Source organism: Oceanobacillus sp. FSL W8-0428, from assembly GCF_038004405.1.
Classification (GTDB): Bacteria; Bacillota; Bacilli; order Bacillales; family Amphibacillaceae; genus Oceanobacillus; species Oceanobacillus sojae.
On the sequence record NZ_JBBORB010000001.1, the window covers coordinates 1,326,845 to 1,350,247 of the forward strand.

Sequence of the window (23,403 nt, forward strand, 5' to 3'; positions counted from 1 at the left end):
CAATTCGACATGTTTTATTACTCTAATATTTCCATCTTTTTTCATTGTTATTACGTGTTTTTCAAGTTATACCGTCTATACCTATTTAAAATATACAAAGCCAACACCAGGATAAATGCGATTCCACCCATAATAATTCCTCCAAGCAGAATCATTTTTATCAGATCCCAGCCCACTTTTATATGTAAAATAAAGAAAATAATTAAAAAAATGCTTGAAAGAATTGTATATTTACCTAACAATCTCCCTTCCTGATTCAATTGCTCCAGCAGCTGTTCCTGGTTTCCTTCTATTGACAAGGCTTCCGGCGAGCCCTGAAAAACCGCCATATAATCGAGCGCATCGACCAGTTCCCAGCCCGCGTCTGTTTGAGGCATAGCTTCATCTGTATTTTGAAAAGACTGAAAATCTATATGATACTGTACTTCCTTAGGCTCATCTTCTTTCAATTGAAAAAGCAGGCCGCCCAATCGTAACTTCTCTACACTCCAGCCTTCTTTTGCAAGAGCTTCTAATTTCTCTGTCCCCGTATTATGAAAGAAAATTCTAGCAGGATTCCAAACAAATTTCTTCTTCACGAAATTCCACCTCTTTATAATCACTTAATCATGATATATCTTAAATTATTATCATTATACTAGATTTTCGACAATCCTTCCTGCCTCTTATATAGGAAAGCATATAAATGCATTTTCGTCCCTCTCATATTTTAGAGTGCTTTGAAATCAGGTCATATTCACATTGGCTGTCTTTTCTATTTTATAATTACATTATTATAGAAGAATTAAGTTCTTCAAGTCCGTTAGCATTCCTTAAATTAGATTTTAATAAATTAGAAAAGGGTGTCTTTTTTAATTAATACAAATTTTCGTATTTGAAATAGTATTACAAATTTATTAGCATTCTCACATTATTCGTTTAAATAAACCCTTTTGTATCAAGGTTTTACGTTTTTCGACAATTTTAAAAAATATGTATCTTTTCATGATTTTAAAATCAAATATATTTCTACAAACTTTTTCATGATATAATCAAGACTGACCTATAACACGAGAGAAAGGATGAAAAAAACCGATGAGTCGTTCAAACGAACATATCGAAAAGCCGCAGACAGCTATCAAGCCGCCTAATCCCCGACTTAAAAGCTGGAAAAGCGTCTTTAATAAACTTAAGAAAAATAAGTCGGCTGTTGTCGGCGGTGTTTTAATCATTTTACTTATCATTATTGCTCTTGTCGGGCCTTACTTAACCCCCTACGATCCTCTATATGATCAAGATGTAACCAATAAACTGGCTACACCATCTTCTGATCATTGGTTTGGAACAGATAACTTTGGAAGAGATATATTCAGCAGGGTAATCCAAGGAACTGGATTAACTCTAATGATAGGCTTTTTCTCTATCTTACTCGGGGCAACTATCGGGATATTTCTCGGCATTATCGCAGGATATTATGGAAAACGGACAGACAGTATTATCATGCGTATTATGGATGTTTTATTAGCATTCCCTAGTATTCTATTAGCTTTAACTATTGTTACTGTTTTAGGTGGTAGTATGTTTAATGTAATTATTGCTGTTGCTATTTCATCTATACCTATTTTCGCCAGAATTGTCCGGGGCTCTACTTTATCTGTGAAAAAGCTGGAGTATATTGATGCTATGAGAGCGCTGGGAGCCAGCGATTCCAGAATTATTTTCAAACATATTTTACCTAATATCACCTCTCCAATTATCGTTCAAGCTACGTTAAGTATTGCTACAGCGATTCTATCCGCCAGTGGACTTTCCTTCTTAGGTTTGGGTGCGCAGCCTCCTACACCGGAATGGGGAGCGATGCTGAGTGATGGAAGAAACTACTTATATAACGCACCCCATGTAGCATTATTCCCGGGGCTTGCTATTGTCGTAGCTGTTTTAGCATTTAACTTACTTGGAGATGGATTACGTGATGCATTTGATCCAAAAACGAGAGAATAGAAAGAGGTGAACCATTTTGTTTCAATTTATCATTCGACGTATTTTACAAACGATACCTGTATTAATCGGTGTATCTATTATCGTGTTTAGTATGATGCATTTGGTTCCCGGAGACCCTGCGCAAGTAATTGCCGGCGAAGGTGCTCCACAGGAACAAATTGATAATATCAGAGAGCGGCTGGGCTTAAATGACCCGCTGCCAAAACAGTACTTAGATTATGTAACCAATGCTGTTCAAGGTGATTTAGGAACCTCGATGCGAAGCGGACGGGATGTCTCGTCTGAAATCGGCGCCAGATTTTGGGTAACTGTCGAACTCGCCTTTTATAGTACAGTATTAGCTGTATTTGTAGGATTAATTGTCGGTATTATTTCTGCCACACGTAAATATTCTGCAATTGATACAACACTTATGCTGATAGCTTTATTCGGTTTATCTATGCCAAACTTCTGGCTTGGTTTAATGTTAATTCAATGGTTTGCGATTGGAATTGATTTACCATCCTGGGTACCTTTCTTTAGTAATACAGCTTGGTTCAGCCCTTCAGGCTGGGGCAGCTTCAGTCAAATTGTCTTGCCTGTTATCACATTAGGTACAAGCAGTGCAGCCATTATTGCACGTATGACCCGATCCAGCATGCTGGATGTTATTGGCCAGGATTATATCCGGACTGCCCGTGCCAAAGGGGTAAAAGAACAAATCGTTATTTATCGTCATGCATTGAAAAATGCACTGATTCCTATTGTTACTGTAGTTGGTTTACAATTTGGCGGACTTCTTGGCGGAGCTGTGTTAACAGAGTCTGTATTCGCTGTTAATGGAATGGGTAAATTAATTATCGATTCTATTCAGGCTCGTGATTTCCCAGTTGTTCAAGGTACCATTTTAGTTGCGTCACTTCTTTTCGTTTTTGTAAACTTAGTTGTAGACGTTGCTTACCGTTTATTGAACAAGCGAATTGATTTAGACTAGTATTCTTTAATTACTAGATTTTAGAAAGGAGCTACTTACTATGACAGGTGCACCTGACACTTCATATGATAATATATTAGAAATTAAAAATTTACAGACTTCTTTCTTCACAAAGGATTTAGAAGTAAAGGCTGTAGATGGCGTTTCATTTAGTATTCCAAAAGGGAAAGTACTGGGTGTCGTTGGAGAATCTGGTTCCGGTAAAAGTATTACCTCATTATCTATTCTTCGCCTGATTGAAGAACCGGGAAAAGTCAAAGGGGGAGAAATTCTCTTCAAGGGAGAAAACCTCTTAGATAAAAGCGAAGCACAGATGCGTAAAATCCGTGGTAATGAAATATCAATGATTTTCCAGGAACCAATGACTTCTCTTAATCCAACCTTTACCGTTGGACAGCAAATTGGTGAATCATTCCGTATTCATCAGGGACTCAGTAAGAAAGAAGCAAAGAAAAAATCTGTTGATATGTTAAAGCTTGTAGGAATTCCTTCTCCAGAGAAGCGTGTCGATCAATATCCTTTTGAGCTATCGGGCGGAATGCGCCAACGTGTAATGATCGCAATTGCTCTTGCATGTAATCCTGATCTACTTATTGCCGACGAGCCGACAACAGCCCTGGACGTAACAATTCAGGCACAAATTTTGGATTTAATGAAAGAATTGCAGGAAAAATTAGATATGGGTATTTTATTAATTACGCATGACTTAGGCGTTGTTGCCGAGACCTGTGATTATGTTGCCGTTATGTATTGCGGTAAAGTGGTTGAATTTACCGATAAGAAAACATTATTCACGGAACCAAAACATCCATATACTGTCGGTTTAATGGAATCTATTCCTCAATACGATCAAGATATTGAAGGAGATTTAGCAGTTATTAAAGGGTCTGTTCCCAGTCCTGCTGATATGCCTAAAGGCTGCCGATTTGCACCAAGATGCCCATTCGCAACGGATTTATGCCGAAATAAATTACCTGATTTAGAAACAGATGAAGATGGTAACCAAATTCGTTGCTGGATTTATTCTGATGAATGGGATGGAGATCCGGAGGTGAACGTTTATGAGCGATCAGAAAGTACTTCTTAAAGTAAATGACTTAAAACAATATTTCCCGATTAAAGGCGGGATTTTTGGACGTACTATTAATCACGTAAAAGCAGTAGATGACGTATCCTTTGAAATTTTCGAGGGAGAAACACTTAGTATTGTAGGAGAATCCGGCTGCGGAAAATCAACAACTGGACGAGCCATTCTCCGCCTGGATGAGCCGACTGCCGGGGAAGTAGAATTCGATAATACTAACATTCTTGAGCTGAACAAAAAAGAAATGAATAAATTCCGTAAAGATATGCAAATTATCTTCCAGGATCCATATGCTTCGATTAATCCTCGTCACACTGTACGACAAATCTTAACAGAAGCAATGGAAATTCAAAATGCTGTACCGAAAAAAGAAAGAAATGATCGTGTCAAAGAATTAATGGATACAGTTGGTCTCGGACCGCATCAGGCAGACCGCTATCCGCATGAGTTCAGTGGCGGACAACGTCAACGTATTGGTATCGCCCGGGCCTTATCAGTAAACCCAAGGTTAATTATTGCAGATGAAGCTGTTTCTGCGCTTGATGTGTCCATTCAGGCTCAGGTAATCAACTTATTAAAAAAGCTGCAGCGCGAATTTAAATTAACGTACCTTTTCATTTCCCATGATTTAGGTGTTGTTCGTCATATTTCCGATCGAATCATTGTGATGTATTTAGGAAAAGTGGTCGAGATAGCAGATAAAAATTCATTATTCACCAATAATATGCACCCTTACACAAAGGCTCTGCTGTCAGCAATACCTAGTACAGACGTTGAGAAGGAAAAAGAACGCATTATGTTAAAAGGAGATGTGCCTTCTCCGATTGATCCTCCAGAGGGCTGCCGCTTCCATACCCGCTGTCCATTTGCAACGGATTTATGCCGTACAAAAGTACCTGAACTTCGGAACACAGAAGGTATGAAGGACGGCCATCGTGCAGCTTGTCACCATATGGAGGCAATACGCTCCGGTGAACATCAGCCACAGGTGAATGCTTAAGCAACTTACCTGGGCATACCGACTATAGAGAGATTTCATGTATGCTATGTAATATTATAAAACCAATTGTTCGTTCATAGAGCTGTCATGCTTTTTGTAAATAAAAGCATGATCCTCTACACATGATTAACAAGCAAATACCCCGTATCAAGCCAGGCTTTTACTGGTTTGATACGGGGTATTTTAGTGGGTTAAAATGACTTACTTATTATGATTATAGTTTGCTTTATATTGTTCAAACTCTTTTTCTGAACAGTTAACAAAATGCCCCGGAGAAATTTCACGCATACGGACGTCCTCTCCATCCTCATACTGATGAACATCTGGATGGTATGCTTGCCGTTTCCTTGTGCGTTCATATTCCGGATCTGGAAGAGGTATTGCTGAAAGCAGTGATTGCGTGTATGGATGAACCGGATTCCGATACAAATCATCTGCAGATGCCAGCTCAACCAATTTCCCGAAATACATAACGCCAATCCGATCACTGATATATTTGACCATGGATAAATCATGGGCAATAAACAAATAGGTTAATCCACGTTCTTTTTGCAATTTTTTCAACAGATTAACTACCTGTGCCTGAATAGATACATCCAGAGCAGATATTGGTTCGTCAGCGATAATAAATTCCGGTTCTACCGCAAGTGCACGGGCAATCCCGATTCTTTGCCGCTGCCCCCCGGAAAATTCATGCGGATAGCGATTAGCATGCTCCTTATTCAGCCCTACTGTTTCAAGAAGCTTGTGAACCTTTTCCAATCGTTCTTTTGGCGATTTAGCAAGCCCATGAATATCGATGCCCTCTGCAATAATGTCAGATATCTTCATTCTTGGATTCAGTGATGCATAAGGATCCTGAAAAATCATCTGCATTTTTTGGTTGAATTCTTTTAATTCCTTACCAGATTTTTTACCATGAACATTTACGCCATTATAGAGAACTTCTCCGCCTGTAGCGTTATACAAACGAATCAGTGTTCTTCCTGTTGTTGACTTCCCACAGCCTGATTCTCCAACCAGTCCAAGGGTCTCACCTTTATAAATATCAAAGCTTATATCATCAACAGCCCGTACTTCCTTTGGCTTGCCGATATTAAAATATTGCTTCAGATTTTTTACTTCTAACAGTTTCTCTGCCATTTTACTTGTCCCCCTTTATAGAAGCGCGGAACTTCGCCTGCCGCTCTTGAACTGCCAATGGGGGCTCTACTTTAGGTGCATCTGGATGCAGCAGCCAGGTTGCCGCATAATGCGTATCAGATACTTTAAACATTGGCGGCTCTTCTTCCTTGTCTATTTTCATAGCATAAGGATTTCTCGGTGCAAACGCATCGCCCTTAGGCGGATGGAGCAGGTCCGGCGGTGTACCGGGAATCACAAACAGCTCCTCATCCTGTGAATCCAGACTAGGCATTGAGCTGATTAATCCCCATGTATATGGGTGCTGCGGATTATAAAATATCTCATCTACTGTCCCTACTTCGACAATTTTACCGCCGTACATAACAGCCACACGGTCAGCAACATTGGCTACCACACCTAAATCATGTGTAATAAATATAATAGATGTTTCAATTTTCTTTTGCAGATCCTTCATCAAATCCAATATTTGCCCTTGAATTGTTACATCCAGAGCAGTTGTCGGTTCATCCGCGATTAATACCTTCGGAGCACAGGCCAGTGCAATTGCAATAACCACACGCTGTCTCATTCCACCTGAAAATTGATGCGGATATTGTTTCAAACGCGTCTCCGGTTTTGAAATACCAACCAGATCCAACAATTTTACCGCCCGCTTTGATGCTTCACTTTTACTCAAATCTCGATGTTTTATTAATGGTTCCATAATCTGCTTACCAATAGTCATGGTAGGATTCAGTGAAGTCATTGGATCCTGGAAAATCATTGAAATATCTTTTCCGCGGATTTTTTGCATCTTCTTTTCCGACGCCGTTGCGAGATTCTCTCCATTAAAAAGAATCTCTCCTGATTTAATTTCAGAATTACCCTGCGGAAGCAATCTCATAATTGACTTTGTTGTTACCGATTTACCTGAACCAGATTCTCCAACAATCGCAAGTGTCTCACCTTCGTATAAATCAAAGTCTACACCACGGATTGCCTGCACTTCCCCGGCAAATGTATGGAACGATATATGAAGATCTTTTACTTCTAATAATTTTTTCATATCATTTCACCTCAACTTTAATCGCGCATTTTTGGATCAAATGCATCACGTAGTCCATCTCCAATTAAATTACATACAATCAAAATCACACAGATAAGGATACACGGAATAATCATCAGATGAGGTAAAAATTGAAACGTTTTATAACCGTCCTCAATCAGTGTACCTAAGGATGCCGATGGAGCCTGTAATCCAATTCCGATAAAGCTTAAGAAAGCCTCAAAGAAAATAGCACTGGGAATCGTGAACATTGTGTTTATAATAATAACGCCTGATAAATTCGGCAGCAGATGCTTAAACAGTAATCGATTATTTTTTGCACCTAATGTCCGCGAGGCCAGTATATATTCCTGATCTTTTAATTTAAGAACTTGTCCACGTACGACCCTGGCCATACCGACCCATCCCGTAATAACCATCGCTATCGTGATAGACATGATACCTGGTTTCAGGATTAAAAGCATTAAAATTACTACAATCAGGTTTGGAATACCAGAAATAACTTCCAAAATACGCTGCATCACATTATCTGTTCTACCGCCTTTAAATCCGGAAACTAAACCATAAATAACACCGACCAGCATATCAATGGCAGCTGCTAATACAGCAATATATAGAGAAACTCTCGTTCCAAGCCAGACACGGGTAAATAAGTCTCTTCCAAGGCTGTCCGTACCAAACCAGTAGTATTCTTCTATATTCATTTGTTCGTATTTATTTACTTCTTCCCCGCCGACTTTCTGAGTGCCGTCAAAGATACCCATATTCTCTAAAACTGGTACACGCGGTGGAAGGTTACTTTTCGCGACATCCTGCTCGTAACCATCATGACCCGAAAGATGTGGTCCAATAATAGCCATAATAACTATCAGTGCCAAAATAATTAAACTGACGATAGCAGCTTTATTCTTTCGAACCCGCAGCCAGGCATCCTTCATAAACGAAAGCTGCGGTTTCTCCAGCCTCTCGCCAGCTTCATGATCAATCGGAGCAGGCTCAAATTGTTCTTTCGGTATTTCTTTTATTTCTTCTCTATTCATTATTTATCGCCTCCATTCAGACGAATTCTCGGATCGATAATTCCATACAGGATATCAATAATTAAAATAATAACCGTCAGTAAGAAAGCAAAAAATAAAGTGGTTCCCATAATAATAGGGAAATCATTTGTCATAATTGATTTCACAAATTGCTCACCAATCCCCGGTACAGCAAATACTTTTTCCACAACCATCGAACCGGTCATTAGTCCGACAGCCATCGGTCCTAAAACCGTAATTAAAGGAATTAACGCATTACGAATAGCATGCTTCACAGCTACTTCGCCACGTGAATTTCCTTTTGCTTTTGCTAGTGTAATATAATCAGATCCAAATACTTCTATCAGTTCTGTCCTCATAAAACGCGCTGCTGTAGCTATTGGGAAACAAGCTAACGCAATGGTGGGTAAAATAGATGAAGAGAAACCATTCCATGAGGCGACTGGCAGCCATCCCAATTTTACTCCAATGTAATATTGTAATAATGCTGCTAAAACAAAGGAAGGAATTGATTTACCGAGTATAGCTAAAAAGGTGCTTCCATAATCAATCCATGTATTCTGGAACATAGCAGCAAGTACTCCAAGCGCAATACCGATGATTGTACCTATAATCATAGCCTGTACACCAAGCTGCATCGAAGGTCCAATCCGATTCATCAATAAATCCATAACAGGTTGGTTTTCGAACTGAAAGGATACACCTAGATCACCTTTTACGATATTTACCATGTAGTTCATATACTGAATAGGAATAGGCTGATCCAATCCATACTTCGCATTTAAAATTTCACGTTGCTCAATTGTTAACCGTTCCTCATTTGAGAATGGGGTACCCGGCAGAAACTTCATTAGAAAAAAGGTAACAGAAGCAATAATAAACAGCGTAATAATCAAATAAATTATCCGCTTGGTAATATATTTCGCCATATTGTGTCCTCCTTATATACGAATAAATGAAAATATTCTAAACTTCTGTAAAAATGAGGAAAAGAGAGCACTTTTCACTAAAAGTCTCTCTCTTTTCCATACAATATTAATTTCAGCGGACTTTTGAATGCGCGCTTTTAAGAAACATTATTTTTCGATTGTTACATTTTTTAGTGAATAATCAGGGCCAAACAAATGCTCTTCTAAACCTTTTACATACGGCTTAATAAGTGTTAATCTTCCGCGTTGGTAAATAGGTGCAATTGCTGTGTCTTCCTGAACGAGAATTCTTTCAGCTTCAAGCATTGCTTCCCAGCGTTTTTCAGGATCATTTGCATAAGTTACTTTTGCATCTTCAATAAGCTGATCGTATTCTTCATTGGAAATACTTGCTTGGTTATTCGCTCCATCTGTAACATATAAATCTAAGAAAGTAAGTGGATCCAGGTAATCTGGTCCCCAGCCGTGCATTACTACATCGTAATCTTGAGCTGTTGTTCTATCTAAACGGTTTTTAAATGGTACATTTTCTAAATTAAGTGTTAAACCATCAAGATTTGTCTCTAATTGATTTTTGAAATATTCAGCAGTTCTTTTTGCATTTTCAGTATCATCACTCAAGTAATCTAGAGAAAGTTCATCTACACCTAATTCTTCTAAACCTTTATTCCAGTATTCTTGTGCTTTTTCCACATCATAGCTGATCAGGTTTCCACTTTCTTCACGGAAATCTTCTCCTGTTTCAGGATTTACAGCTAAACCGCGTGGTACATAACCGTCACTAGGAATGGAACCATTTGAAAGAACTTGTTCTGCAAATGCTTCTTTATCAAAAGCCATTGCCAGTGCTTTACGGATATTTTCATTTGCTAATGGTGTTTCTTCGCCATCACGTTCCTGGTTAAATTTAAGATACCAGGAGCTTCCTTCTTCAAATGTTGAAGCATCTTCATGGTTAGCATATTGTTTTGCATACTCTGAGCTTAATGCAGCTGTACGGTCAGCTTCTCCTGTTTCATACAGGTTTACAGCTGTACTTGGCTCTTTAGCAACTTGTACATTTACTTTATCAAGGCTTACATTATCTATATCATAGTATTCTTCATTTTTTTCATATGTCCAGGTTAATCCGGAACCATCCCAACCTGTCAATACAAATGGACCATTTGCAAGCATGTTATCACTGTTGGTTCCGAAGCTGTCGCCTTTTTCTTCTACAAAATCTTCATTTAATGGCAAATACGTACCAAAAGCCAATAATGAATTTAAGTATTCCACGGGTTGTTCCAAAGTTATTTCTAAAGTATAATCATCTACGGCTTCTGCACCTAACTCTTCTACAGCTGCATCACCATTCATAATATCTGTTGCGTTTTCAATAACTCCTGAGAACATATATGCATATTGTGAACCAGTGTCAGGATTTAAGGCTCTTTGCCATGCATAAACAAAATCATGCGCTGTCACAGGATCTCCATTGGACCATTTTGCGTCTTCTTTTAATTTAAATGTATAAACAAGACCATCTTCACTTATTTCCGGATCACCATCAGCAATAGCTGGAACCGGTTGATCTTCCCCATCTAATACATAAAGGCCTTCCATTGTTTGTCCAAATACGATGAAACTGGCAGCATCTGTAGCCAAGGCAGGATCTCCTGTTGGAATTTCTGCTGTTTCTACCATATTTAATACTTGCTCACCTGAAGCAGATGAGTCGCCGTTATCTGAACTTCCTTCATTATCATTGTTTGATCCACATGCTGAGATGACAAACATTGTTAACGCCAAAACAATAATGAGATAATATTTAGACTTTTTCACTTTTTCTGTACACCCCTTTTTTAGATTACAAGTTACATATTACACCACATTTACTTTATATGTAAATTTTTTTAATAATTTCCCCAATACAGAAATAATAGATAATTCAACTTGTTTAATCGCTTACAAATCCATTGCAAAGCCTTTGTATTAACACTTTAACGTCCTAATCTTTGTCATTATTTACGAGTGAAATTTGATTGTTTTTGTATATTTTTCCAAAAAAATAGCTTTTTTAGTCCATTTGTTATGTAATAATTTTGTAAATTTATTTTTTTCGAATTTTCCTATAGAAGGAAAATTGTGTTTTTTCAGTATTCTTTTTGAGATTTTGAACATCCTTATTTAGTGATATACTAATACATATATTTTTTTGGAGGATATTACTGTTATGGTTAAAAAAATCTTGATTTGGATTGGTATTTCTCATTTATTTATATTTTTGTTTTGTTTTATTTTTTACCATCGAGTTGATCTTTTATCCTATATAAATGTTTCTTTTATCATTGGAGCTGCTCTTATTTTATACGCTATGGCCGGTTATGTAATAAAAGGAAGATTTTTTGATATTGTTTTTTACAGCTTTCAGCATTTTTTCAGCAGAATGTCTGATTCAGATCGACGTCCGCTTTCTGAGCTGGTTCCACAAAAGTACATGATTCCATTTATCACAGGAATCATAACTCTATTGCTAATGCTTGGCAGTTTATTTTTTTATCAGTTGTCATGATAAGTCGGGACGGTTAGAAGTCTGCATAACGGATTAATAGTAGCATGAAACTTTATTTATATGGATGTTTTCTGCACATAAAAACAGCCGCTTCTCTTCAATAAAAGAGAAACGGCTATTGATATTTATTTAATTATTGTTTTAAAGATACATCATGTAATTGCAAAATCTGAGTCGGTAATTGTGTTAATCCCTGTACATCATCACTTACACCCAGCAGATACTCTTGATGATGAAGGTAAAGCATTGGAGCAAGCTCTGTTAGTTCCGCCTGAATATCACTGTAAAGCTGCAGACGAGTATCTTCGTCTTCCTCACGGCGGGCATCTTCAAGCATAGCGTCTAAATCATCATTTTCGAGGAAAGTACGGTTACCGGGTTCACCTACATTATCAGAATGGAATAATGGATATAATCCATAATCAGCATCCCCAGTTACAGTTGACCAGCCAAGTACAAACATTTCATGATCTCCTTGAGCTGTTCTGTCTAAATACGTACCCCACTCCATCACTTCTACTTCTACATCAATATTCAATTCTTTTAACTGAGATTGAACGTTTGTTGCAGCATCAATACGTTCTTGTGTATCATTTGTCCAAATTGTTGTAGAGAAACCATCTTCATAGCCAGCATCTGCTAACAATTGCTTCGCTTCATCTAAATTATACTCCAGACCAGGTGCATTTTCGTCATAACCAAATACCGGCGGTGCTAATGGACCAACGGCTGGAATCCCAATTCCATTGTAAATACCATCAATAATTTGGCTTTTATCAATTGCCATATTGATTGCTTTACGTACATCTGGATTATCAAACGGCTCTTTTTGAACATTAAATCCAATATAAGATAAGCTTACACTTTCTTGTGGAGCTACATGAACACCATCAGTTCCTTCTACTTGCTCCACATCATTTACGTTTAGAGGGTCAACAATATGAGAGTCCCCAGTTTGAAGTTCCGCCACACGAGTAAGACCTTCACTTACAACCTTAAACACAACAGAATCTAGGTGTGCAGGCTCTCCCCAATAGTCTTCATTCTTCACTAAACGGATTTCTGTACCAGGGTTCCAGGAATCGAATTTAAAGTAACCTGTACCAACTGGGTTTTCACTAATATAAGTTCCTGGCTCTTCGCCATTTTCCATCGCTTCATAATCTGCGTCAATTGCATCCTTAGAAACCATTCCACCACCGTTATGTGCAATATGTGCCGGGAATGGTGCAAATGGATACTCTGTTACGAAACGTACAGTGTAATCATCTACTACCTCTACTTCCTCTACCATTTCATAAAGGAAGAAACGTGGTGAAGCTACGTCCGGATCTAGAATACGGTCGATGTTTGCTTTGACCACTTCTGCATTAAATTCACTGCCATCGTGGAAGGTGACATCATCACGTAATTTAAATTCCCATACATTATCTTCTACTGCTTCCCACTCTGTAGCAAGACCAGGCTGTAATTGCATATCTGCATCTAAATGTACAAGTGTTTCATAGATATTTGCTTGTACATTACTGGATGGCGTATCGTTTGAACCTGCCGGATCAAGTGAAACTGCGTCAGACTGGTTAGCAATAACAAGCTCGCCGCCCTCAACTACTTCTTCTTCTGAAGTGCCTTCTCCATCACCTTCAGATTTATTGTTTCCGCTTTCATCTGGTTCGCTTGCACACGCCACCAAAACAAAACTGAGTAAAAGACCAAAAACTAAAAATAATAAAGACTTTTTCGAAAATTGCATATTCGTACTCCCCTCTTAATTTATATAATAGTCTTACTTCTCTATTTTAATCTATCTACTTTTAAAATTCAATAATAGTATTAAATTACTAAAATTATGAAATATCTTAATATAATTACTAAAACTATTGGGAATAATAAATTAATTGATTTATTTCTTTTTCAAGGTAAAGTATTAAAGCAATAATGAAATAGAAAGCTTTCAAAAGCCCGTTTTTACAGGCCTTAGCCCCGATCTCCCAACATATAATTACTTTTCGTTTAAATTTACAATTATTTACTTTCCTCTAAAAAATTCTGGTTCAAATGTCCTGTTTTGTCGAATAATCTGAAATACCTAATAAATTTCTTGTTTTTCTCTTTAAATACATAGCAGAAATACTTTTTCCATGCTGAAAAACTATCCTTTTCATGTTATCTTTTAGAAAACTGACATGCTTTCCATTTTTGGAAAACTGCTGCCGTATAATATCATTATGATTCCCTTTTCTTGCAAAAAGAGAGAGGCACATAGCCTCTTCTCTTTCTGTATCTATTATTGAATTGTAATATCATTCAACTGATATAATCCAGATGCATCCGTCCAAAAACCTTGTACTTCATTACGATAACCCATAATTTCATTTGGATGATATAAGAAGGCCATCGGCGATTGTTCATTCAAATAATTTGCAGCTTCCACATACATATCCAGACGAGTTTCTTCATCTTGCTCGATTCGAGCCTCATAAAGCATTTCATCAAATGTATCATCACGCATCATCGTACGGTTTCCTGGAGGTCCAGCATTATCAGAATGAAATAGCATATGCATTGGATAATCTGCATCGTGTGTTCCAAGAGACAATCCGAAAATAAACATATCATGCTCTCCGTTACTTGTCCGCTCGATATAAGTTCCCCATTCAAATTCCTGAATCGTCACATCAATACCAATATCAGCCAGTAAAGATTGAACGTATGTTGCTACATCAATTCTTTCCTGCGTATCATTGGTCCAAATTGTTGTTGAAAAACCATCCTCATACCCTGCTTCTGCTAATAATTCTTTTGCACCTTCAGGATCATATTCAATTGCTTCAATGTCATCACGATATCCAAAATTGGTATCGTTGATAGGCCCTTTAGCAACTTCCCCGGCGCCATTGAGAATTCCTTCTACGATTTCTTCTCTATTAAGCGCCATAGAGATAGCCCGTCGTACTCTTTCATCCGTAAATGGTTCCTTCTCTGTATTGAAACCAAGATAAGTAATAGCTGCGCCTTCCCGCATATAGATACTTGCTTCACTGCTATTTTCTAATTGTTCGATATTATTTGCGATCAGCGGATCAGCAATATGTGCCTGTCCTGTTTCTAATTCAGCCACTCTGGTTAAAGTCTCTGGTACTACTTTAAATGTAACTGTATCTACCTTGGCTCCATCGCCCCAATAATCTGCGTTATTTGTGAGAACAATCTCTGATCCAGCATCCCATTTTTCAAAATTAAACATTCCTGTTCCTACCGGGTTTGCGGAAATGTACGCTCCATACTCATTTCCATCCGCTGCATTCTCATAATCCGCTTCAATTGCTTCCGGGCTGATCATACTTGATGCATAGTGAGCAAAATGAGACGGGAGCGGTGCAAATGGTGAAGATGTGATAAATTGTACCGTATAATCATCGACTACTTTTACCTCATCAATAACCTCGAATAGCACTTTTCTTGGAGAAGCAACATCATCATCCAAAATACGCTCTACATTCATCTTTACGACTTCTGCATTAAACTCGGAGCCATCCTGGAAGGTGATTCCCTCTTTTAGCTTAAACTCCCATACATTATCATCAATCTCTTCCCAGCTTTCAGCCAAAAGCGGTTCTAATTCTATATCTTCATTAAATTTTGTTAACGTCTCATAAATATTAATATTAACATTGCCGGATGAAACATCGTTTGCAATATGCGGATCTAAGGATATAGCATCAGCTCCTACAGCGATAATTAAACCCCCGCCCTCTTTTCCAGCTGCCTCTGTACCATCGCCTGCATTTCCATCAGCGTTCGCTCCGCCCTCATCGGGTTCACTGGCACAAGCAGCAAGCATAATAATTAACACAAAAAGAATGCCTAATTTCCATATGTAATTCTTCATTCTGCTCCTCCTAAGTAGTAAAATAACCATTACAAAAATTGGAATTTTCTAATTTTTTAAATAAGGATTTCGTATTATCTTTTAATAATACATTTTTATTTATATTTAGAATAATTACAATCTTAGTATAAACGAAAAGAAAATCTTTGTCATCGCTCCTTGAAATATTTAATATAAATTGGTTGCATTAGTTTAAACTTTTAAATAAATAATTTGTTATTTAAGATGCTAGGTGACGGCTTTTTAAAGTGTAAAAAAAGAGCAAAATCAGTTGATTTTGCTCTTTCTTATGCTTTTGAATCAAATGCGTCACGTAAACCATCACCAATAAAGTTGATTGCGAGTACAGTTAACAAAATACACAATCCAGGAGGCAGCCATGCTTCCGGATTGTTGCGTAACAATCTGACGCTTTGGGCTTCCGTCAACATATTCCCCCAAGTTGGTGTCGGTTGAGGGATACCAAAACCGATAAAACTTAGGGCTGATTCAGCCACAATCATGGTTGCCATAATAATGGTCGCATTCACAATAATTGGACCCACTGCATTAGGAAGGAAATGTTTGCGTATGATACGGACATCTGAACAACCGATGCTTCTTGCACTTAATATATATTCTTTTTCACGGATCGACATAAACGTTCCTCTCAATATCCGGCAAACTTGTGGCCAGGAAGTAATTGCAATAACCAGGATAAAGATTGGCACTGTTGTTCGTTCAAGAATAGCGACAATCGTCATAAACAATAAAATAAATGGAAAAATCAGGACAATATCAGTTACGCGCATAATGATTGAATCTAATTTCCCTCCATAGTAACCTGCAATCGACCCAAGTGTTCCCCCAATTAAGACAGTAAATAACATAGCGAAGAAGCCCACAGTAAGGGAAATTCTTGCTCCATACACAAGCCTTGAAAAATTGTCACGCCCCGAACCATCTGTCCCCAGCCAGTTTTCGCTATCCGCTTTCGCTTCAACTTTACTTAACTGTGAAGCAGTAGGATCATGGGTCGCAATCACATCAGCAAATATAGCTACCAAAACCATTATTGCTAAAAAGACAGTTCCTAAAAGTGCCAATTTATTCTTTCGGAACCGACGGAAAGCAAGCTTTGTAGGACTAACACTCATTTCCTCAGGTAACTCGGGCCGTGGAGGAGCTATATCAGGCATTTCTTTTAATCTTGTTTCCATTCTTGTTCACCTCACTCAAGTCGAATACGTGGATCAATCACCGCATAGAGAATATCCGCGAATAGATTTCCAAGTAAAACGGATAGGCCGATTAATAAATTCACTGCCATAATAACTGGGTAATCACGATTAGACATACCTGACAAAAACAATGTACCGATTCCAGGATAATTAAAGACGGTTTCGACAATAAATGCCCCGCTTAGAAGCATGCCTATCTCCATTCCAAGTAATGTAACGATAGGAATCATAGCATTACGCAATGTATGCTTGTATAAGACAGACCTTGCTCCAACTCCTTTTGCACGTGCCGTCCGAATAAAATCGCTTCCCTTTATATCAAGCATTTCTGACCGCATATAACGCATAAAAATCGCTGTACTTGAGAGACCTAAGGTGATGCCTGGCAAAATGAGATGTTGGATTCGACTAATAAAAGCCTCCAAGCCGGTGAGACCTGCTGAGCTGATAGAACCCTGCGTCGGGAACCAGCCAAGTCCAAATGAAAACACGTAAATTGCTAATAATCCAGCAAAAAAGTTTGGCGTCGCCAGCCCTATAAATGCAAATGAAGTAGCTGCATAATCTAGCACAGAGTATTTTTTACGGGCTGAGTAAATACCGATTGGGATGGAAACTATCAGCGTCACAAATAGCGCAAATGCACCCAAATAAAAAGTATTGCTTAGTCGTTGTAAAATCAATTCACTTACAGAGCGTCCTGTAAAATGAGTCGACATCCCCAGATCACCGGTCACAGCTCTGCTGAGCCAGCTCCAATATTGGATATGTAACGGATCATTTAACCCTAAAGCCTCCCGCCGCTCCTCGAGTACTTCCCTTGGTGTATTGGGATCAATCGCCTCTCCGCTTAAAGCATCTCCAGGTGCCAGATAAGCAAATAGAAAGACGATCACAGTTAAAATAAAAACCATTGGTATAAATTGTAATATGCGCCTTATAAGAAATTTGATCACGTAGATCACCTCTTAACCCAAAATGAAAGAAAGTTGAAGCAGCTCTTTTAAGCTGCTTCACTTCACACAAAGTTCTATTCCGTCAGATACCATTCGTGTGTATCATCTTTAAATGTAAACGGCTTAATGTTTAACCCTTGAAGTTTATTGTTATACACATGAAGCTCACTTTCAGCATAAAGGGGAACCGTGGATGCATTATCAATAAAGAGCTGAGCCCATTCGCCATATTTTTCTCTTCTGAATTCTTGATTATCAAACGCAAATTCCGGATCAACCGCTTCTCTTAACAATTCATCTTGCGCTTCATCTAAGAATCGTGAATAGTTATAACCTGCTGTTCCAGCGTTATAAACAGCTGGATCCGGATCTGTAGAGCCCAGCGACCAGCCAGCTAAAAATAAGTCAAGATCCGTGTCATTTTCTTCAATAATATCAAAGTGAGCTGGTGCTTCACGTGGCGTATTTAAATTAACCTGAATACCAACAGCTTCTAATTGTTCTTTGATAACAGGCGCCACCTGCTCACGGACCGGATTGCCGACAGGGTAGTCAAGATTAATAATAAGCTCGTTGCCATCTGGATCTTCTACAAACCCGTCGCCGTCTGCATCCTCATAGCCTGCATCAGCAAGTTTTTGCATCGCCAAATCCGGATCGTATGCTAAGCCTTCCACCGCATCTGGATTATAAGCCCAGGAAGCTTCTGGGAATGGTGCATCTAATATTTCACCATGACCATGTAAAAAACCATCAATAAAGGATTGGCGATCAATTGCATGCACGATTGCCTGACGCAGCTCAACATCTTGCAATTTTTCATTTGGCTCCCAAGTTTCAGGGTCTGTTAAACTGTCGTTTGGCCCATGATTAACCTTAAAGCCAAGATACTGATAACCCAGCTGAGGCTGTTCAAATATCGTTAGCGTATCATTTCCTTCTAGTGTAGCAACATCAGCAGCTGGAAAATCCCGGGGAACATAGTCAAGCTCACCTTGTTCAAGCATCCCTGCCGCTACAGAAGCAGAAACAATTTTCCATGTGATCGAATCAAGCTTAGGAGCACCTAAATAATAATCTTCATTTGCTGTTAAAACGTATTGTTCATTTTCGAGCGCTTCTGTTAATTGAAAAGGACCTGTTCCGATAATTTCTCCTGCATCAATTGACGCACTATGAGATGGGATATCCTTCACTGGCACATCCGCAAAAATATGCTCTGGGATAATATCCATAGACGTATCAGCCAACGCCTTCACACTTGGTATTTCAAAAATAAACTTTACCGTATAGTCATCCACTTTTTCTACACCAGAGAATGTATCCGTGTCGCCATTTACATATTCTTCATAGCCTGCCAGTGTGTTCACATAATTTTGTCGTATTCCGCCTGCCCCTCCATATTCAGGATCAGCCATAGCAGTAAATGTAAATACAACGTCATCAGCTGTAAAGTCTTCTCCATCATGCCATTTCACGTCTTGTCGTAAGTTGTAAGTCAGCTCCGTATTATCTTCATTAAATTCCCAATCTTCCGCTAATTCAGGAATGAATTCAAACTCCTCATTTTGTTGAACAAGTGCCTCATGCGTAATTTCAAGAATATGTGCGTCATACAAAGAAGTGTAAAAGATTGGATTAAACAGATTGTCTGGCGGCGAAAACATTGCTAAGTTTACATTTCCTCCTTCAACCTCTTCACCGCCGTTCTCTCCACCTGCTTCGTTCCCTGTATCGTTACCTCCACAAGCAGCAAGCGTTAACGTCAAAGCAGCTGTTGCCAGAAAAGCGTAAAATTTCTTTTTCAAACTAAACTCCCCCTTAAAATTAAGTTTGGCTGTCCGTAATGACTTGATCAACTTTTAGTAAAGGCGTATCGCTTCACCTCCTATACAGCCCTTTGTTAGTCCATCCTTACTTCCGGCTCGGTATATAAATGACAAGCCACCATATGGTCTTCCTTATACTCGACCAATTGAGGCTGTTCCGTTCTGCACCTGTCATGTACATGTGGGCAACGGGTATGGAAGGCACAGCCTCTTGGCGGATTCGCCGGGCTAGGCAATTCACCTTTTAACGCAATTTTTTCCTTTTGAATCGTTACATCCGTTGAAGGGACTGCGGAAATGAGTGCTTGTGTATATGGATGTAATGGCGCTTCATACAAATCCTCTTTTCTTGCAATTTCGACTATTTTACCTAAATACATAACTGCTACACGATCACTAATATGTTTCACAACACTTAAGTCATGGGCAATAAATATATAAGTTAATTTGAATTCCTCTTGTAAATCTTTCATTAAGTTCAATACTTGTGATTGGATGGACACATCAAGAGCCGATACTGGCTCGTCCCCAACAATTAACCGTGGATTTGTACTAAGCGCACGGGCAATACCAATTCGTTGCCTCTGTCCTCCAGAAAATTCATGGGGATATTTATTATAAGATTGCTTAGACAAACCAACCTTTTCAAGCAGATCTTCAGCCTTTTGCTTACGTTCAGCTTTTGTTTTTACTGTTTTATGTACAAGTAAAGGTTCTTCTAGTAATTCGCCAATGCTCATCCGTGGATTTAATGAAGCATAGGGATCCTGAAAGACCATTTGCATATCACGGCGGTATGGTCTTACTTTTCTATTTGATAAATGGGAGATTCGTTCTCCATGGAAATAGACATCCCCGTCTGTAGGATTCTGTAGACTCATCAACATTCTTCCAAGTGTCGATTTACCAGAACCAGACTCGCCAACAATTCCTAATGATTCACCTTCGTATACCTTTAAAGAGATGCCATCAACTGCTTTTATATAGCCAGCGGTTCGCTTAATTACACCTTTTTTGATTGGGAAATACATTTTTAAGTCTTTCGCTTCTATTAGAATCTGGTTCATTAGCTCATAGCCCCTTCCCTTCAGTGATACGATTTCGATCAGCAGTTGTGCTTCCTTCTTCATAAAGGAGACAACGAACTTTGCGATTATCGTTTGCTTGGACTAATTCCGGCATCTTATCTGCACATGCGTCCGTTGCAAACTTACATCGCGCTGCAAAACGGCAGCCTTTAGGAAAATTGTGTGCTAATGGAACCGTACCGCTAATCGCTTCAAGCCTGTCTTTATTGTCTTCCATCTTAGGCATGCTTCGCAATAATCCTTTTGTATACGGATGAAGCGGGTTTGTAAACAAATCAAAGGCGGGTGCTTCTTCGACAATCTGCCCCCCATACATAACAAGAACTCGATTTGCTGTCTCAGCAACAACGCCCAAATCATGTGTGATTAGCAAAATGGAAGATTGAAATTCTGATTTCACCTTCAACATCAAATCAAGAATTTGCTGTTGAATGGTGACATCCAGGGCTGTTGTTGGTTCATCGGCAATCAGCAGCTTAGGATTGCATGACATCGCCATCGCAATCATCACACGCTGTCTCATTCCGCCTGATAACTGATGGGGAAATTCCTTTAAGCTCTCTTCCGCTCTACTAAAACCAACAAGCCTCAATAGTTCAACTGCTTGCTTTTTTGCTTCTTTTTTAGTCACTTTCTTGTGCTTTCGAATCGCTTCTATAAGTTGATTGCCAATTGTGAAAACGGGATTTAATGAGGTCATTGGCTCTTGAAAAATCATCGCCATTTGGTCCCCGCGTATTTTATCTAGCTTTTTCTCTTTCAACTTCAACAAGTTTTCACCATTTAAGCGAATTTCTCCTGTCACTTCACCTGGAGGATCAACAAGTCCCATAATTGACATGGAGGTCATGCTTTTTCCACTGCCAGATTCTCCAACAAGTGCAACAATCTCATCATCATATATTGATAGGCTCACCCCATCAACTGCTTTCACGATACGGTGTTTACTTACATGAAAATAAGTCTTTAAATTCACGAGTTCAAGCAAGGATTTCGCCATAAGCACCTCCACAAAATGAGATTTTATAATTTTTTGATTATTATATCACATCAAAAAACATAATGGCACCCTTTTTTGTTAATTTTCAGTAATTTGTTTCCGTTTCAAAAATTTAAACAATTACAAAAACTAAATATCCACTATATAGTTTGTTAAAAAACTAAAAAAGATATGACTCTCATTCATAAAATGAAAATCATATCTCTTTAGAATAGCACGCAGATTATCTACATCGCCGGCGGAATATCCCCTTCCCCGTAACGATGATCTAAATCCACAAATTTATTATATTCTTTTACAAAAGCAAGCTCTACGGTGCCAGTTGGTCCATTACGCTGTTTAGCAATAATAATCTCAATAATATTTTGCTTCTCAGTTTCTTTATCATAATAATCATCACGATATAGGAAACCTACAATATCCGCATCCTGCTCAATACTTCCTGATTCACGGATATCTGACATCATCGGCCGTTTATCCTGTCTTGACTCCACACCGCGGGAAAGCTGAGATAAGGCAATAAGCGGAACCTCGAGCTCACGGGCTAACGCCTTTAAGGAACGGGAAATCTCAGAGACCTCCTGCTGCCGGTTTTCCTTTGAGCTGCCGCTTCCTTGAATAAGCTGCAGATAATCAATTAGAATCATTCCCAGTCCATGCTCCTGTTTCAGGCGCCGGCACTTGGAACGAATTTCATTCACACGCACCCCTGGCGTATCATCAATATAAATTCCTGCATTTGATAACGAGCCCATCGCCATGGTGAGCTTACTCCAGTCATCTGCCTGCAGCTGGCCATTTCTTAGACGCTGTGCATCAATATTCCCCTCTGCACAAAGCATACGCTGAACCAGCTGATCTGCTCCCATCTCCAAGCTGAAAATAGCAACATTTTCATCCGTTTTTACTGCAACATTCTGAGCCACATTTAGTGCAAATGCTGTTTTCCCCACAGAAGGCCGTGCTGCAATAATTATTAAGTCATTCCGCTGAAATCCCGATGTAATCCGGTCCAAATCTAAGAATCCAGTTGGAACTCCGGTCACATCACCTTTTTGCTGATGAAGCTGCTCAATATTGTCATATACGCTAATCAAAACGTCTTTTATATTTTTAAAAGCCCCTGAATTTTTACGTCCGGAAACCTCTAAAATGCTTTTTTCTGCATCGTTTAAAACATCTTCAACCTCATCTTCTTTTTCAAAGGATGCTGTTACAATATCTGTTGCTTTCCGGATCAAACGGCGGAGTGTTGATTTCTCCTCTACCATTTTACTGTAATATTCAACGTTAGCTGCTGTCGGCACACTCTCAGCCAGCTCTGTTAAGTAAGTTACCCCGCCTGCTTCCTCCAGCTGCTTCCTATCATTTAAAAACGTAGTCACCGTAACAACATCTATCGGTTCACCACGATCAGATAAAGTCATCATTGCAGTAAAAATAAGCTGGTGGCTTGCACGGTAGAAATCCTCTGGAATTAATATTTCAGAAGCTTGTACAAATGCTGTCGGTTCTAAAAAAACAGCACCTAAAACAGATTGCTCTGCTTCTATATTATGGGGCGGTGTTCGATCAAAAGCTGCACTCATTCTCTCTCCTCCGTATTCCTGTTATACGAGTGAGAAAAAAAGAAACCGGCGTACTTCTTTTATGCCAATTTCTTTTCA

General features: G+C 38.9%; 19 protein-coding genes. 5 read left to right on the forward strand and 14 right to left on the reverse strand.

Annotation, left to right across the window (positions count from 1 at the left end):
- Positions 1 to 50: 50 nt before the first annotated feature.
- Positions 51 to 578 carry a DUF2812 domain-containing protein gene (locus MKY30_RS05845; RefSeq protein ID WP_341083085.1) on the reverse strand — a complete coding sequence of 176 codons (528 nt, stop codon included), beginning with the start codon at positions 576 to 578 and terminating at the stop codon, positions 51 to 53.
- Between the two features lie 496 nt (positions 579 to 1,074).
- Here MKY30_RS05845 and nikC point away from each other — a divergent pair, with 496 nt between their 5' ends.
- From nikC to MKY30_RS05865, 4 genes are read left to right on the forward strand one after another with little or no spacing between them, the layout of a single operon-like run.
- The gene (gene nikC / locus MKY30_RS05850; protein ID WP_147212504.1) at positions 1,075 to 1,980 is read left to right on the forward strand and encodes a nickel transporter permease; all 906 of its coding nucleotides are present in this window, start codon (positions 1,075 to 1,077) and stop codon (positions 1,978 to 1,980) included.
- A 16-nt stretch (positions 1,981 to 1,996) separates the two neighbouring features.
- The gene (locus tag MKY30_RS05855) at positions 1,997 to 2,953 is read left to right on the forward strand and encodes an ABC transporter permease (protein ID WP_147212505.1); all 957 of its coding nucleotides are present in this window, start codon (positions 1,997 to 1,999) and stop codon (positions 2,951 to 2,953) included.
- Between the two features lie 40 nt (positions 2,954 to 2,993).
- Entirely contained in the window at positions 2,994 to 4,040 is a 1,047-nt protein-coding gene (locus MKY30_RS05860; RefSeq protein WP_147212506.1) for an ABC transporter ATP-binding protein, read from the forward strand.
- Positions 4,015 to 5,037, forward strand: coding sequence for an ABC transporter ATP-binding protein (locus tag MKY30_RS05865; RefSeq protein ID WP_147212507.1), 1,023 nt, complete (start codon positions 4,015 to 4,017; stop codon positions 5,035 to 5,037). Before MKY30_RS05860 ends, MKY30_RS05865 begins: the two co-directional genes overlap by 26 nt.
- Before the next feature lie 201 nt (positions 5,038 to 5,238).
- Here the strand turns inward: MKY30_RS05865 and MKY30_RS05870 are convergent, their stop codons facing one another.
- The 5 genes from MKY30_RS05870 to MKY30_RS05890 all read right to left on the reverse strand — a co-directional run bounded on the left by MKY30_RS05870 (position 5,239) and on the right by MKY30_RS05890 (position 11,021).
- Positions 5,239 to 6,180, reverse strand: a complete 942-nt coding sequence (locus tag MKY30_RS05870) for an ABC transporter ATP-binding protein (protein WP_147212508.1) — start codon at positions 6,178 to 6,180, stop codon at positions 5,239 to 5,241.
- A 1-nt stretch (position 6,181) separates the two neighbouring features.
- A complete protein-coding gene (locus MKY30_RS05875) occupies positions 6,182 to 7,228 on the reverse strand; it encodes an ABC transporter ATP-binding protein (RefSeq protein ID WP_147212509.1) in 1,047 nt (348 codons plus the stop codon).
- 17 nt (positions 7,229 to 7,245) lie between these two features.
- Positions 7,246 to 8,268 (reverse strand): oligopeptide ABC transporter permease, encoded by a 1,023-nt coding sequence (opp3C, locus tag MKY30_RS05880; RefSeq protein ID WP_147212510.1) that lies wholly within the window; start codon positions 8,266 to 8,268, stop codon positions 7,246 to 7,248.
- Positions 8,268 to 9,197, reverse strand: a complete 930-nt coding sequence (opp3b, locus tag MKY30_RS05885; protein WP_147212511.1) for an oligopeptide ABC transporter permease — start codon at positions 9,195 to 9,197, stop codon at positions 8,268 to 8,270. Before opp3b ends, opp3C begins: the two co-directional genes overlap by 1 nt.
- A 147-nt stretch (positions 9,198 to 9,344) precedes the next feature.
- Positions 9,345 to 11,021 carry a peptide ABC transporter substrate-binding protein gene (locus tag MKY30_RS05890; RefSeq protein ID WP_147212512.1) on the reverse strand — a complete coding sequence of 559 codons (1,677 nt, stop codon included), beginning with the start codon at positions 11,019 to 11,021 and terminating at the stop codon, positions 9,345 to 9,347.
- A 391-nt stretch (positions 11,022 to 11,412) separates the two neighbouring features.
- On the opposite strand from MKY30_RS05890, the gene MKY30_RS05895 reads away from it, so the two are divergent.
- A complete protein-coding gene (locus MKY30_RS05895; protein ID WP_147212513.1) occupies positions 11,413 to 11,751 on the forward strand; it encodes a DUF3899 domain-containing protein in 339 nt (112 codons plus the stop codon).
- Between the two features lie 133 nt (positions 11,752 to 11,884).
- Here the strand turns inward: MKY30_RS05895 and MKY30_RS05900 are convergent, their stop codons facing one another.
- The 8 genes from MKY30_RS05900 to dnaB form a co-directional block, all read right to left on the reverse strand.
- A complete protein-coding gene (locus MKY30_RS05900) occupies positions 11,885 to 13,504 on the reverse strand; it encodes a glutathione ABC transporter substrate-binding protein (RefSeq protein WP_341083087.1) in 1,620 nt (539 codons plus the stop codon).
- A 534-nt stretch (positions 13,505 to 14,038) separates the two neighbouring features.
- Positions 14,039 to 15,643, reverse strand: coding sequence for a glutathione ABC transporter substrate-binding protein (locus tag MKY30_RS05905; protein WP_341083089.1), 1,605 nt, complete (start codon positions 15,641 to 15,643; stop codon positions 14,039 to 14,041).
- Between the two features lie 287 nt (positions 15,644 to 15,930).
- Positions 15,931 to 16,842 (reverse strand): oligopeptide ABC transporter permease, encoded by a 912-nt coding sequence (gene opp4C / locus MKY30_RS05910; RefSeq protein ID WP_341083091.1) that lies wholly within the window; start codon positions 16,840 to 16,842, stop codon positions 15,931 to 15,933.
- An 11-nt stretch (positions 16,843 to 16,853) separates the two neighbouring features.
- Positions 16,854 to 17,819, reverse strand: coding sequence for an ABC transporter permease (locus MKY30_RS05915; RefSeq protein WP_341083093.1), 966 nt, complete (start codon positions 17,817 to 17,819; stop codon positions 16,854 to 16,856).
- Between the two features lie 74 nt (positions 17,820 to 17,893).
- The gene (locus MKY30_RS05920; RefSeq protein ID WP_341083094.1) at positions 17,894 to 19,627 is read right to left on the reverse strand and encodes a peptide-binding protein; all 1,734 of its coding nucleotides are present in this window, start codon (positions 19,625 to 19,627) and stop codon (positions 17,894 to 17,896) included.
- Positions 19,628 to 19,722: 95 nt separating this feature from the next.
- Positions 19,723 to 20,715 (reverse strand): ABC transporter ATP-binding protein, encoded by a 993-nt coding sequence (locus tag MKY30_RS05925; protein ID WP_341083095.1) that lies wholly within the window; start codon positions 20,713 to 20,715, stop codon positions 19,723 to 19,725.
- Between the two features lie 4 nt (positions 20,716 to 20,719).
- A complete protein-coding gene (locus MKY30_RS05930) occupies positions 20,720 to 21,736 on the reverse strand; it encodes an ABC transporter ATP-binding protein (protein WP_341083097.1) in 1,017 nt (338 codons plus the stop codon).
- Between the two features lie 227 nt (positions 21,737 to 21,963).
- On the reverse strand, positions 21,964 to 23,325 hold the full coding sequence (gene dnaB / locus MKY30_RS05935; RefSeq protein ID WP_147212516.1) for a replicative DNA helicase: 1,362 nt from the start codon (positions 23,323 to 23,325) through the stop codon (positions 21,964 to 21,966).
- Between the last annotated feature and the right edge of the window lie 78 nt (positions 23,326 to 23,403).

Excerpts from the sequence above, each read along its gene's own strand:
- nikC (WP_147212504.1), top strand. The coding sequence starts at position 1,075 with ATGAGTCGTTCAAACGAACATATCGAAAAGCCGCAGACAGCTATCAAG.
- MKY30_RS05860 (WP_147212506.1), top strand. The coding sequence starts at position 2,994 with ATGACAGGTGCACCTGACACTTCATATGATAATATATTAGAAATTAAA.
- MKY30_RS05865 (WP_147212507.1), top strand. The coding sequence starts at position 4,015 with ATGAGCGATCAGAAAGTACTTCTTAAAGTAAATGACTTAAAACAATAT.
- MKY30_RS05870 (WP_147212508.1), bottom strand. The coding sequence starts at position 6,180 with ATGGCAGAGAAACTGTTAGAAGTAAAAAATCTGAAGCAATATTTTAAT.
- MKY30_RS05875 (WP_147212509.1), bottom strand. The coding sequence starts at position 7,228 with ATGAAAAAATTATTAGAAGTAAAAGATCTTCATATATCGTTCCATACA.
- opp3C (WP_147212510.1), bottom strand. The coding sequence starts at position 8,268 with ATGAATAGAGAAGAAATAAAAGAAATACCGAAAGAACAATTTGAGCCT.
- opp3b (WP_147212511.1), bottom strand. The coding sequence starts at position 9,197 with ATGGCGAAATATATTACCAAGCGGATAATTTATTTGATTATTACGCTG.
- MKY30_RS05895 (WP_147212513.1), top strand. The coding sequence starts at position 11,413 with ATGGTTAAAAAAATCTTGATTTGGATTGGTATTTCTCATTTATTTATA.
- MKY30_RS05900 (WP_341083087.1), bottom strand. The coding sequence starts at position 13,504 with ATGCAATTTTCGAAAAAGTCTTTATTATTTTTAGTTTTTGGTCTTTTA.
- MKY30_RS05905 (WP_341083089.1), bottom strand. The coding sequence starts at position 15,643 with ATGAAGAATTACATATGGAAATTAGGCATTCTTTTTGTGTTAATTATT.
- opp4C (WP_341083091.1), bottom strand. The coding sequence starts at position 16,842 with ATGGAAACAAGATTAAAAGAAATGCCTGATATAGCTCCTCCACGGCCC.
- MKY30_RS05925 (WP_341083095.1), bottom strand. The coding sequence starts at position 20,715 with ATGAACCAGATTCTAATAGAAGCGAAAGACTTAAAAATGTATTTCCCA.
- MKY30_RS05930 (WP_341083097.1), bottom strand. The coding sequence starts at position 21,736 with ATGGCGAAATCCTTGCTTGAACTCGTGAATTTAAAGACTTATTTTCAT.
- dnaB (WP_147212516.1), bottom strand. The coding sequence starts at position 23,325 with ATGAGTGCAGCTTTTGATCGAACACCGCCCCATAATATAGAAGCAGAG.